This is a genomic window from Microcoleus anatoxicus, from assembly GCF_042465725.1.
GTDB classification, from domain to species: domain Bacteria; phylum Cyanobacteriota; class Cyanobacteriia; order Cyanobacteriales; family Microcoleaceae; genus Microcoleus; species Microcoleus anatoxicus.
Genome location: NZ_CP120853.1, coordinates 4470870 through 4483346, shown reverse-complemented (window position 1 = coordinate 4483346; position 12477 = coordinate 4470870). Strand labels below are relative to the sequence as shown.

Below are 12477 nucleotides of genomic sequence, written 5' to 3'. Positions count from 1 at the left end.
TCATCCTATTTAATAGTACCATCAACCCAAGTCGCACCTTTGAGCTTAGCATTGTCCAAATTAGCCCCCGTCAAATCCGCACCTTGTAAATTAGCATCAGTCAAATCTGCACCTTGTAAATTAGCCTGTCGCAAAGAAGCCCCACTCAGAGAAGCCCCACTCAGAGAAGCCCCACTTAAATTAGCCCCTCTCAGATTCGCCCCCCTCAAATCTGCCTCTTGCAAATCAGCATTTGCCAAATTCACCTCCGGTAAAGGAACGCTTCTCAAATCGCAACCTTGACACTGGTTAGTTTCCCGCAACTGGTTGAGTTGTTGGGGGTTAGCTGCTATCGTCGTTGTTACTAGGCCAAGCATCAATCCAAAGGAAACAGAACCCAAAATTAGAGATTTCATGGTATTAATATTCTACAATTTTAAAACATTCTCAATTTAAACTTCAACTGCGATCGATATCTTCCGCAAAACTCCTATCCCAATTTTCACAGCCCATTCTGATTGTTTAATTATCATTCCCCAATCCCCATGATTAATCAAAAAAAAATCGGCGACAAACTGTTAGCAGCCATTGAAAGCAATCAAAGTTTGCTGTATTTGACCCTAGACCCCCAACCCGAAACTTTCCCAGATACACTGTCCATAACCACAGATTTCTTGGCAAAAGCTAAATGGGCGATCGACCAAACAGCAGACTTAATTAGTGCGTGCAAAATCACCCTAGGTTTTTACCAAACTCTCGGCATTCCCGGCTGGGAACTACTGCAACAAATATTAGCAATTATTCCTCCTCACATTCCCGTAATTTTAGATGCCAAACACTGCGATTTAAACACCAGCACCGTATTTGCCAAAACCGTATTTGAAGACTGGCAAGTTGACGCTGTTACTTTGAGTCCCTATGCAGGATTCGACCAAGTAGCGCCCTTTTTATTATATCCAAACAAAACTGTTTTTGTCCTTTGTGCCACTGCCAATCCCACCGCCGCCGCTTTACAAGAATACCCAACACCAGAAAATCCTTTGTACCTGCAATTAGTCCGAGTTTCTCAGACTTGGGGAACCCCCGAAAAACTCGGTTTACAAGTAGGAGTAATGCCGGATATGTTAGCGCGGATTCGCCAAGCCGCTCCCGAACGCCTAATTTTAGTTGAAGGAGACATCCCAGAACAAAATGACTTGACAGAACAAAACGACCTTGCAGAATTGCTGGCGGCCGGTTTAAGTAAGAATGGTGAAGGTTTATTGCTACCAATCCCCCCTAGTTTATTCGCCAGTCAAGACCCACGCTTAGAAATTCAGAAATTGCGGGATAATATTAACGAACAGCGACTAAGGGCGATCGCAGGTAGTCCTACTTGCGAATTATGGCTACCGGATGTTTGCTTTTTACAGCCAGAACCTCACCGGGATTTAATTTTGCAACTTTATGATATTGGCTGCGTAGTTTTTGGCGACCACGTACAAGCATCAGGAGCAGTATTTCCATATTACATTGACTTGCGAAAAATCATCTCAATTCCGCAAATTTTTCACCAAATAGTCAGCGCCTATGCAGAAATTCTCAAAGGCTTAAAATTCGATCGCATTGCGGGAATCCCCTATGGTTCCTTACCCACAGCAACGGGTTTAGCTTTGCGGATGGAACGCCCGATGATTTTCCCACGCAAGGAGGTGAAAACTTATGGTGCGGGGAAGTTAATTGAGGGGCATTTTCAGGCTGGAGAAACTATTGTGGTAGTGGATGATATTTTGATTAGCGGCAAGAGTGTGATGGAAGGTGCAGCTAAGTTGCAATCTGCTGGGTTGAATGTGGAAGATATTGTGGTTTTGATTGACCACGAACAGGGAGTAAAAGATAAATTGCTGGTGAATGGTTATCGAGCCCATTCTGTGTTAGCGCTTTCGGAAATTGCTCAGATTTTGTATCAAGCAAATCGGATTGATACGGAGCAATTTCATCTTTTGACTGCGGAACATTAAACCCCAATTCCTGTAGGGGCGGGCGCATAGGTGTCAACTTAAGCTCAAATCCAGTCAGAGATTGCTGTTTGACTCTTAAATCCAGATCCCCCCTAGCCCCCCTTAAGAAGGGGGGGACAAGAGTCCGATCAAAGTCCCCCTTCCCCCATCCCCCCTTGGGGGGGCAGGGGGGGGTGGGGGGGCTAGGGGGGGGTGGGGATTTAGGGGGATCTGGACTATGGTAAAAACGACATTTATCAAGGCTTTCAGGCTTAAGTTGACACCAATGGGGCGGGCGATGCCCCTACCAGATTATTCGATCGACTTTACAAAACTTCCATCAAAGCATCGCTCATCGCCCGACAACCGACAAGTTTCATGCCTTCTGACATGATATCACCAGTGCGATAACCTCGGTCCAAAACTTCCACCACCGCTTGCTCAATCTTAGTCGCGGCTTGCGGTTGGTTCAAAGCATATCGTAACATCATGGCTGCACTCAAAACTTGGGCGATCGGATTGGCTTTATCTTGTCCCGCAATATCCGGTGCAGAACCGTGAACTGGTTCAAAAACTCCCGGTCCTGTGGCACCCAAACTAGCAGAAGGTAGCATTCCAATACTACCAGTTAACATTGCTGCGGCATCAGAAAGAATGTCACCGAATAAATTGCCAGTTACAATTGTATCGAACTGTTTTGGCCACCGGATTAACTGCATTGCTGCATTGTCAACGTAGAGGTGGGAAAGTTCCACATCAGGGTATTCTGAGGAAAGGGCAATTATGCGATCGCGCCACAGTTGCGAAACATCCAAAACATTCGCTTTATCCACGGAACACAGCCTTTTCCCACGCTTCATCGCCGTCTCAAAAGCTACTCGCCCGATTCGATCGATCTCTGACTCGGTATAAGCCATGGTATTGACACCGCGTTTTTCCCCAGTTTCCGTTTGAAAAATACCCTTCGGCTTCCCAAAATAAATGCCCCCAGTCAATTCGCGGATCACCATAATATCCACACCTTCGACAACTTCCTTTTTCAAAGAAGAAGCATCAACTAATTGAGGTAAAATAGTCGCGGGACGCAAATTAGCAAACAAACCTAATCCGGCACGCAGCCCTAAAAGTCCCGTTTCTGGCCGTTGTTCGCGGGGTAAATTATCCCACTTGTAACCGCCGATGGCTGCTAATAATATAGCATCGCTGTTGCGGCAAATTTCTAGGGTTTCATCGGGGAGTGGGTTGCCTGTTTCATCAATAGCAGCACCTCCCATTAAAGCTTCTTGAAATTTAAAGCCGATGTCTAATTGTTTCCCGACAATTTTTAGGACATCTACTGCTACTGCGATAATTTCAGGACCGATTCCGTCTCCGGGTAAAAGAGTGATGCGGTAGTTTTGTGTCATAGCTACTAAGTTGATAAATTTTGCGAACTTATGATTATATCAGGACAAGTTACCTAAAACTTGAGAAAGTTGTTTGTAGTAAAAAGGTTTATAATTACTTAAATCATTGCTTTTTATTGCATTTTCCTGCTTCCTGCTTCCTTCTTCCTTCTTGCTTCGGCTATAGTTCGATCGCACGTACAGCAATTTGGAAGGAGTCTCTCCGTGACAGCAGGCGAAGATACACCAATATCAGAACAGATTGATTCCAAGGACTTTTCCTGGCCTTTTTGGCCCCTAGTCCCCATCTATCCCTACAGCAGGCGGCGGACAATCCGCAAGGAAATCGTTAAGGACACAATCTGGACTTTTGACCAACTTCAGGGCATTTTCTACGTCGTTGTCCCGATTCGGATGACGGTGATTAAACTCGAACCCGAAGGCCTTCTCGTCTACGCCCCCGTGGCACCTACTCCTGAATGTATCCGCTTGCTCAACGAGTTGGTGGCAGAACATGGTGAGGTTAAGTATATCCTGCTGACAACTATTTCTGGCATCGAACACAAGGTTTTTGTCGGCCCCTTTGCTAGGTGTTTTCCCACCGCCCTGGTGTTTGTCGCCCCGCAGCATTGGAGTTTTCCGCTGAATTTACCCCTGAGTTGGCTGGGTTTTCCCGCTAAACGCACCTTTGTACTTTCCCCTGACAGCAGCAAAGCGCCTTTTGCGGATCAATTTGATGTGGCGATTCTAGGTCCGATCGACCTTCGCTTAGGTTGGTTTGCGGAAGTGGCGCTATTTCACAGGCGATCGCGCACGCTGATGGTAACAGATTCTGTGGTTTCGATCCCTGAAAATCCACCGGCGATCGTCCAACTCGACTCTTATCCCTTATTATTTCATGCCAAGGAAAGCGCCTCGGAACCCGTGGCAGAAACTCAGGAAAATCGGCGCAAAGGGTGGCAGAGAATAGCTCTATTTGCCATGTATTTTCGTCCTAGCGTGTTGGAAGTGCCATCATGGTCATCTGTATTAGCAGGGGCACTCAAAGCCCATGAACGTTCTGCCAGAGCCTATTTCGGCTTGTTTCCCTTCAGGTGGCAAGCGGATTGGGGGCGATCGTTTGAGGCCTTGCGGTCCGGAGGGCGATTGTTTGTCGCACCGATTTTGCAAGCTTTGATTCTCAATCGCGCACCCCAGGAAACCCTCGATTGGGTCCATCAAGTGGCGAGTTGGGATTTTGAAAGAGTGATACCCTGTCACTTTGATTGTCCCGTCGCAGCTAATTCTCGTGAATTTCGGCAAGCATTTTCTTTTCTGGAAAAACACTCTGATGTCAACCTTTTGCCAGAAGCAGATTTTCAATTACTTAGGGATATTGATGCAGGTTTAAATAAAATTGGTATTGTCCCGCCAGCTAAGGAGAAAGTTTAGCAATTATTGCCAAAGTCAAAATTATGTATACGTTGCTATCGACTTAAGATATTATAAAGTTATATTATAAAGTCGGCATGGGGCATCGGCACGACTCTAAATGGACAAAGAGGGAAGGTAAGACTGCCTCGGTAGCACATCCCCGTCAACTGTCAAGAGTCACCGCCCTCACAGAGCGGTGAGTATGTCAATAAAATAAGTAACAGAACTGGACGATGAGAGAGCTGTAACCGTTATGGGCCGTGTGGGAGTATTGCTATTAAACTTGGGCGGACCCGATAAAATCGAGGATGTCCGCCCTTTCCTGTTCAACTTGTTCGCTGACCCGGAAATTATTCGCCTGCCGTTTCCCTGGTTGCAGAAACCACTCGCCTGGTTGATTTCAACCCTGCGTTTTCAGAAATCCCAGGCAAACTACCGCCAAATCGGGGGCGGCTCTCCTTTGCGTCGCATCACAGACGAACAAGGGCTAGCGCTGCAAAAGCTCTTGGAGTCCAAGGGAAAAGATGCGCGTGTTTATGTGGGGATGCGCTACTGGCATCCTTTTACCGAAGAGGCCATTGCCCAAATTAAGCGCGATGGGATCGAACAGTTGGCAATATTGCCACTGTATCCTCAATTTTCCATCAGTACCAGCGGTTCTAGTTTCCGACAGCTAGAAGAAATCTGGGGAAAAGATCCAGAACTCAAGGATATTGAATATACCGCTATCCCTTCTTGGTATCATCGTCCAGGCTACATTCAGGCAATGTCTGAATTGATCGCCCAGGAATTAGACCATATTCCTAATTCCGATCGAGTTCATATCTTTTTTAGCGCCCACGGTGTCCCTGTCAGCTATGTAGAAGAGGCTGGAGACCCTTATCAGCGCGAGATAGAAGATTGTACTCGTCTGATTATGGAGCATTTGAATCGATCGAACGAACACACTCTCGCCTATCAAAGTCGGGTCGGCCCGGTGGAATGGCTCAAGCCTTACACCGAAGATGCTATTACCGAACTGGCGGCTAATGGAGTCGAAGATTTGTTAGTAGTTCCGATTAGTTTTGTGTCCGAGCACATCGAAACTCTGCAAGAAATTGACATGGAGTATCGAGAATTGGCCCAAGAGTCGGGAATTCAAAATTTCTACCGAGTGCCGGCCCTAAATACTCATCCGGTGTTTATTGAGGCTTTGGCTGATTTAGTCATCGAGTCGCTGGAATCTCCCAGTGTTAAGTTCTCTGATGTGGTACGCCCTTCTAAGAAAGTGAAGATGTACCCTCAAGAGCAGTGGGAATGGGGTTTGACTACGGGGGCGGAAGTCTGGAATGGTCGTGTGGCGATGATTGGTTTTATGGCACTTTTGCTGGAGTTAATTACCGGTCACGGCCCTTTACATTCGATCGGCTTACTTTAAAGGCGGTTTCTCAAGAAAACGACCGACGATGGGGAATCATACCCACCCCTAGCCCCTCCCTGGAGGGGAACCGGAGCTAGCTCCCTCCCTACCCCCTGGGCGGTTTCTCAAGAAAACGACCGACGATGGGGAATCATACCCACCCCTAGCCCCTCCCAGGAGGGGAACCGGAGCTAGCTCCCTCCCTACCCCCTGGGCTGTTTCTCAAGAAAACGACCGACGATGGGGAATCATACCCACCCCTAGCCCCTCCCTGGAGGGGAACCGGAGCTAGCTCCCTCCCTACCCCCTGGGCTGTTTCTCAAGAAAACGATGATGGGCAATCATACCCACCCCTAGCCCCTCCCTGGAGGGGAACCGGAGCTAGCTCCCTCCCTACCCCCTGGGCGGTTTCTCAAGAAAACGACCGACGATGGGGAATCATACCCACCCCTAGCCCCTCCCTGGAGGGGAACCGGAGCTAGCTCCCTCCCTACCCCCTGGGCGGTTTCTCAAGAAAACGACCGACGATGGGGAATCATACCCACCCCTAGCCCCTCCCTGGAGGGGAACCGGAGCTAGCTCTCCCCCCTAGGGGGGATGGGGGATGGGGGAGAGAATTGGGCATTGGGTATTGGTAGCAATTAACTAATAACTAATAACCAATAACCAATAACCAATAACTAATAACTAATAACCAATTATTAAATTAATCTGGATCGCGTTTACCTTGACGGGGATTTCCTAATAACCCCTGTGTTGCTTGACTCCTGTACCAGCGATACCACTCTTTAGAACTGCGAATTGCCAGCCACAGCAGCAGCATCGCAATCAATCCCCCTTGCCGCGGCGCATCGAAGGCAAATAACACCAAAGCAATACACAAAGCGTCTTGAACAAAAATCAGCCACATCGGCAACACCTTCAGCCGATAAAGCCATCCTGCTTGCACCAGTTGCAGCACTAAAGCCAACAAACCTCCGACAACACCAATAATCCACAGCATCCAAGGGTGGGCAACAAGTTCGTCGATGGAACTTACCTGAGCGATCGCAATTGCCATAATTGCTCCTACAATGGGGCTGAAAATAACTTGCACAATTTGCAACACCCGCTGTCCCACAAAGGTTTTAGAAGCAAATAATTCTAATAGCGACCAACTCACCAAAATTGCTATCACCACTTGGGGGTGAAGCCCCGACAATAGAGGTATTTCTGACCAAAGTTTATCGATGCGTAACAAACCAATTAACAGCAGGGGCATGGCAATTCTCATACCCCCCGCCGCCGACGCAGAGAGGGCAGCTAGGAGTCCAACCATAATAATTATTTAGTTAAGAAGGTGAGTTAATTAGTCGATCGATGTCAGAATTTAATTACCCTAATGGCTGGCTTTGATTCAAGCGATCGAGCTCAAGTTTTGCCTTGAGTTCACTATTACTGTCTATTGTAAGTCTAAATGCTTAATTTGTGGTTGCCGATGGCAGATAGTCGATCGAGACAAAGCTGTTGACTGTTGTCAGTGTATATAAGTATTATTAAGTTAAATTGCTGAGCAAATCTGCTTCCGAATTTCCGATTCCTTCTTCCTTCTTAATTATGTCTGAATCATTGTTTACTGATGCCAGCCGCCGATTAGAACGAGCCTTAAAATATGTATCCCTTTCCGAGGATACGATCGAACGGCTCAAATATCCCAAATCTAGTTTAATTGTATCAATTCCCGTGCGGATGGACGATGGTTCTCTGCGAATTTTTCAAGGTTATCGAGTGCGCTACGACAATACCAGAGGCCCGTCCAAAGGAGGAGTGCGCTACCATCCCAAAGTATCCCTGGACGAAGTGCAATCCTTAGCATTTTGGATGACTTTTAAATGTGCAGTTTTGAACTTGCCCTTTGGAGGCGCCAAGGGAGGAATTACTGTAAATCCCAAGGAATTGTCTAAACTGGAATTGGAAAGATTGAGCCGCGGCTATGTGGATGCGATCGCCGATTTCATTGGTCCAGATATCGATATTCCCGCACCTGATGTTTACACAAATCCCATGATTATGGGTTGGATGATGGATCAATATAATACCATCAAACGGCAACTTTGTCCAGCGGTTGTCACTGGTAAACCCGTAACAATTGGTGGTAGTTTAGGTAGAGATACGGCTACCGCAACCGGGGCTTTTTTTGTATTAGAAAATATTCTGGGAAAATGTGAGTTACTTCCTCAAAATACCACTGTAGCAGTACAAGGTTTTGGCAATGCCGGTGCAGAAATAGCAGAACTACTCTGGAAAGCAGGTTACAAAGTTGTGGCAGTTAGCGATTCCCAAGGGGGGATTTATGCTACACAAGGTTTGGATATTCCCAGCATTCGCAGTTTTAAAGACTCGAATAAAGGTATCAAAGCTATTTATTGTGAAGGGTCTGTTTGCAATATTGTCGAACACGAAATTTTGACTAATCAGCAAATTTTAGCTTTAGATGTAGATGTGTTGATTCCCGCGGCTTTGGAAAATCAAATCACCGAAGCAAATGTTGATAGCATTCAGGCTAAGTTTATTTTTGAAGTAGCTAATGGTCCCATTGATTCCGCTGCTGATTTGATTTTAGAAGCCAGGGGAATTCAGGTAATTCCTGATATTTTAGTCAATGCTGGAGGCGTAACGGTTAGTTACTTTGAGTGGGTGCAAAACCGTAGCGGACTTTATTGGAGTCTGGAGGAAGTTAATCAGCGCTTGAAGCATAAAATGGTGGAAGAAACTGAGGCTATCTGGAAAATAGCTCAGGAGTTATCAGTTTGTATGAGAACTGCTGCTTACGTCTATGGGTTAAACCGACTGGGAGAAGCGATGAATGCGAAGGGAACGCGCAATTATTATGTTAACGGTTAAATAAGATACCTCGTAAAAACCAAGCTGTGAACAGGCTGGAGGGCCTGTTACACAATTTTAAAATCGATTGGTTGTTTGGTTTTCCCACTTCCAAACACAGCTTGAAATCAGATTTGTACAAATATGAGCTAAAATTGGGACTAACAAGTTTCCAGTATCTAAAAAACTGTAGCCTAATAGCAAGCCCACAGCAGTTGCCCAAACTGCGTAGGGCCACTGATCGATGCCTCCTAGGTGCAAAATGCCAAAGCAAAAACTGGATAAAATTAAACCGGTAGCATTTAATCCTAATGCCGACATCATCACGCCTCGAAATAGCAATTCTTCGCTAAGTCCGGGTAACAATCCCAACCAAATTAAATCTGGCCAAAATAAGGGTTTGAGGACTACTTCTAGGTAAACGTTGGCACTGCGCCGATAACCGGGCCAGAGGTGATAAACGATCGCACTACCGCCGGAAATGACTAATCCGATCGCACATCCTTTGAGTAAGTCAATTCCGATTAATTTGACTGGCAAAAGCGATACCGATCCAAATAGTAACCACAATTTAGCTACCGCCAGCAATATAATTGCTGTCACGCCCATTGCTACTAAAACTTGGGTGCGTGTCAATGGTTCAAATTCGGGATTTTCGGGGATTTTTTCTGCCACTTAATCAATTTTAAATTTAAGATTTGAGATTTTAGATTTGTTTAGTTGAGTCCGACAAACACCGCAAGGGGGAAATGTCTGCACCCAAGGCAACTGGTGTGATGCCTGCTCGTAAAGCGACCAATACTCCGATCGCCTCTAAATATGAGTTTACCTGCAAAGCTTTGATTCCGAGTTTTTCTGGAGGAACTTGCATTTGGGTTTTGTTGTCGGCGACTGCAATGATTTGTACAGCCGATCGCCCGCTCAAACTCAGGATAGCACTGCCACCGCAGGCTGTGGCGGGTATAACCACGGCATCGACTCGATCTTTGGTAATTGGTAATTGGTAATTGGTAATTGGTAATTGGGTATGCTTTCTGTTTTTGTCTGTGTCTCTCTCTTGTGTACCCAGGGTGACAAACTGCGGGGCTTTGCTCAGCCCGGCGAGCACGCAGGGTAGAAAAGTATAGCCGATTTCTTCAGCAGCCGATCGCGGTGACAGATGCGGATCGAGGGGTAGCGGCAACAGGGCTGGAGCGTGAGCACAGGGGATTTTAAATGTTCTGACAATGAGGTGACTGATCGCTGCTTCAGCGCCAGCGAGAGGGTCAACTCCTTTGCCGTGGCGGTAGTTGGCGAGGGCGAGACTGCCTTCGTCGTCGGGAAATCTCGCTACAACGGCGATCGCCTCTACTTTTGCTTGGCTAATTAATTTTTCGGCTGCGCGTAATAGACTGTCTGGATTGGCGATCGTCCCCCAAGATGCCCCTGATTCCGACATTCGCAATTCTACATTCAGGGGAACATCGGTTAAAACATAATCTGTTATGTTCAAACCTAAGGTAGCTCTAGCAGCATCAACGGCTTGCAAGTGGCGCAACTGCAAGTCTGGTTCGATGCCGCGATCGAGGATTAAGCCAATGCGATTTTGATGTACTGGTTGTAGACCCCAGCATCCTTGTGCAAATTTGTCAAGGCCATAGCCTTCGACATAAAGAGCGTTAGGTATAGGCCAATAGAGTTGAGCGCCGTTGAGGACATTGGGGTGAGTAATCAGCGTATCTGAAACTTGGGCGATCGCCCTAGCGACAGGTAGGGCATCCCCTGCAAAGCCCCCGATAGACGCTCCAACGCCTGTTGGCACTATCAAAACCACTGTGAAAGGACGGAGGATCACGCTGTTGCGGGGGATGGTGCTACGGGGGATTCTAGGAGGACATAGCCTTCTACGACTGCTTTTTGGCGATCGACATCAACATCTGTGACAGCCCAGCGCAGGGGTTCACCGTGCTTTTGCAGTTCAATCTCGATCGCCGAGTGGAGTTCTTCGGCTGTATCGTGGAGGTGGACTTCTGCGGAAATGAAATGGGTAGTCATAGGCTTGTCCGTAATTCCATAATGGTGATACCGCGATCGGTAGTTGTATCCATTTTAACTTAATTCTAGGATTTCCCGAATTGGCGATCGTAGACAATATCTTCTTTTTCGGTTTCTATCTTCAAGTTCGATCGGGGAAAAGAAACGCAAAGTAACACATAACCTTCAGCCTGAAGTTCGGGACTAACGCCCATACAATCAACCTGCTTAAGTTGACCCTCAACAACCTTAGCAGCACAAGTAGTACAAACCCCCGAATTGCAAGAATTGGGCAAATCAATCCCCGCAGCGAGCGCAGTTTGCAGAATTGGTTGATCTTCCGGCACTTCTACGGTATGAGTGCTGCCTTGGTGGAGTAATTCTACAGTGTAAGTCTTGGACATATTTTGATTATGGGTTTTAATTGCGATCGGAATTTACGCTATATCTGCAAACAAAGCAATCAACATATTACCGCCATTGGAGACTTTGTGCAAATTTACAAAATTTATACTCCAGGAGGCATAGGTGCTCATAAACCGGGTTTGATGGAGGAAAATACACAGGTTGCAGCCCTGAGATTCGGTAAAAACCCTGCTGGTTGAGCGAAGTCGAAACCCGGTTTATGAGAGTGGGAGTGCGATCGTGAACTGATTTATCAACTTTATCCTGCAAAAAATTGCCATCTTCTCAAGCATTTCGATCCAAAATATTAGAATTTTTTATTGATAACTAATTTTTGCCTTCAACCCAACAACTCATCAACAGCAACACTAAAACCCAGCAACACTAACTGAGTGCTGATTACGTCACCGGAATTAAACGCTAATTTTTGAGTTTGAGTCATTATCAATATCCACCGACTTTCTGGAAAAACAATCCAAACTTCCAGACAACCAGAATCCAAATACTCTTGTGCTTTCAGAAAAACATCTTCCGCAATATCAGTCGGAGAAACTATTTCAGCAACTAACAGCGGACTTTGAGGAAAAGTAGGAACATCACCATATTGAGCAACAAGTTCAGAAGTCAGATAAGCTACATCAGGACGGCGTACTCGCCTGTCAGTACGACAAGGAACCTCCGTATAGACTTCGCCACCTTGTCCGCTAGAATTTTTGTAGCTTCTCCAAGAATAATCTAGTCTGGATTGGATGCGACTGTGTTTTACTGTCATGCCATTTTTCTCCGCGATTTGCCCATCCACCCATTCCATATCGTCGGGGGGACTGGCTATAAAGTCTTCTAGAGAAACATTTTCTGATAAAACGGCTGCCCTTACCATAGCCATTTACTCCCTTTTGCAGAATTAAATTATATTATAGCAATCTTTGGGAATTGGGAATTGGGAATTGGGAATTGGGAATTGGTAATAGGGAATTGGTTATTATAAAAATAACTAACAAGTAACCACTAACTATTAACCATTACCCCATGCCCCATGCCC

The 12477-nt window shown here is 46.3% G+C and carries 13 protein-coding genes; 5 read left to right on the top strand and 8 right to left on the bottom strand.

Annotated elements, in window-relative coordinates; translation table 11 throughout:
• Positions 1–5 precede the first annotated feature (5 nt).
• Entirely contained in the window at positions 6–395 is a 390-nt protein-coding gene (locus tag P2A85_RS19525; protein WP_377474864.1) for a pentapeptide repeat-containing protein, read from the bottom strand.
• 129 nt (positions 396–524) lie between these two features.
• Between P2A85_RS19525 and P2A85_RS19520 the strand changes: the two genes are divergently transcribed.
• A complete protein-coding gene (locus P2A85_RS19520; protein WP_377474862.1) occupies positions 525–1979 on the top strand; it encodes a bifunctional orotidine-5'-phosphate decarboxylase/orotate phosphoribosyltransferase in 1455 nt (484 codons plus the stop codon).
• A 305-nt stretch (positions 1980–2284) separates the two neighbouring features.
• Here P2A85_RS19520 and leuB read toward each other — a convergent pair whose 3' ends face one another.
• Positions 2285–3364: a 3-isopropylmalate dehydrogenase gene (leuB, locus tag P2A85_RS19515; RefSeq protein WP_377474860.1), complete on the bottom strand. Its 1080-nt coding sequence runs from the start codon at positions 3362–3364 to the stop codon at positions 2285–2287.
• Positions 3365–3568: 204 nt separating this feature from the next.
• Here leuB and P2A85_RS19510 point away from each other — a divergent pair, with 204 nt between their 5' ends.
• Positions 3569–4774 (top strand): DUF4336 domain-containing protein, encoded by a 1206-nt coding sequence (locus tag P2A85_RS19510; RefSeq protein WP_377474858.1) that lies wholly within the window; start codon positions 3569–3571, stop codon positions 4772–4774.
• Between the two features lie 235 nt (positions 4775–5009).
• Positions 5010–6173, top strand: coding sequence for a ferrochelatase (gene hemH, locus P2A85_RS19505; RefSeq protein WP_371122821.1), 1164 nt, complete (start codon positions 5010–5012; stop codon positions 6171–6173).
• A 688-nt stretch (positions 6174–6861) separates the two neighbouring features.
• Here hemH and P2A85_RS19500 read toward each other — a convergent pair.
• On the bottom strand, positions 6862–7473 hold the full coding sequence (locus P2A85_RS19500) for a DUF4126 domain-containing protein (RefSeq protein WP_340550447.1): 612 nt from the start codon (positions 7471–7473) through the stop codon (positions 6862–6864).
• A 278-nt stretch (positions 7474–7751) separates the two neighbouring features.
• Between P2A85_RS19500 and P2A85_RS19495 the strand changes: the two genes are divergently transcribed.
• Complete coding sequence (locus P2A85_RS19495) at positions 7752–9038, top strand: Glu/Leu/Phe/Val dehydrogenase (RefSeq protein WP_377481593.1); 1287 nt, start codon at positions 7752–7754, stop codon at positions 9036–9038.
• Between the two features lie 57 nt (positions 9039–9095).
• On the opposite strand, the gene P2A85_RS19490 is transcribed toward P2A85_RS19495, so the two are convergent.
• The 4 genes from P2A85_RS19490 to P2A85_RS19475 form a co-directional block, all read right to left on the bottom strand.
• On the bottom strand, positions 9096–9692 hold the full coding sequence (locus P2A85_RS19490) for a CPBP family intramembrane glutamic endopeptidase (RefSeq protein ID WP_377474855.1): 597 nt from the start codon (positions 9690–9692) through the stop codon (positions 9096–9098).
• Positions 9693–9723: 31 nt separating this feature from the next.
• Positions 9724–10848, bottom strand: a complete 1125-nt coding sequence (locus P2A85_RS19485) for a DUF3326 domain-containing protein (protein WP_377481590.1) — start codon at positions 10846–10848, stop codon at positions 9724–9726.
• Entirely contained in the window at positions 10848–11051 is a 204-nt protein-coding gene (locus P2A85_RS19480; protein WP_096831487.1) for a hypothetical protein, read from the bottom strand. Before P2A85_RS19480 ends, P2A85_RS19485 begins: the two co-directional genes overlap by 1 nt.
• Before the next feature lie 65 nt (positions 11052–11116).
• Entirely contained in the window at positions 11117–11434 is a 318-nt protein-coding gene (locus P2A85_RS19475) for a 2Fe-2S iron-sulfur cluster-binding protein (RefSeq protein WP_377474853.1), read from the bottom strand.
• 9 nt (positions 11435–11443) lie between these two features.
• On the opposite strand from P2A85_RS19475, the gene P2A85_RS19470 reads away from it, so the two are divergent.
• Positions 11444–11635: a hypothetical protein gene (locus P2A85_RS19470; protein WP_377474851.1), complete on the top strand. Its 192-nt coding sequence runs from the start codon at positions 11444–11446 to the stop codon at positions 11633–11635.
• Positions 11636–11775: 140 nt separating this feature from the next.
• Here P2A85_RS19470 and P2A85_RS19465 read toward each other — a convergent pair whose 3' ends face one another.
• Positions 11776–12321, bottom strand: coding sequence for a Uma2 family endonuclease (locus tag P2A85_RS19465; RefSeq protein ID WP_377474849.1), 546 nt, complete (start codon positions 12319–12321; stop codon positions 11776–11778).
• Positions 12322–12477 lie beyond the last annotated feature (156 nt).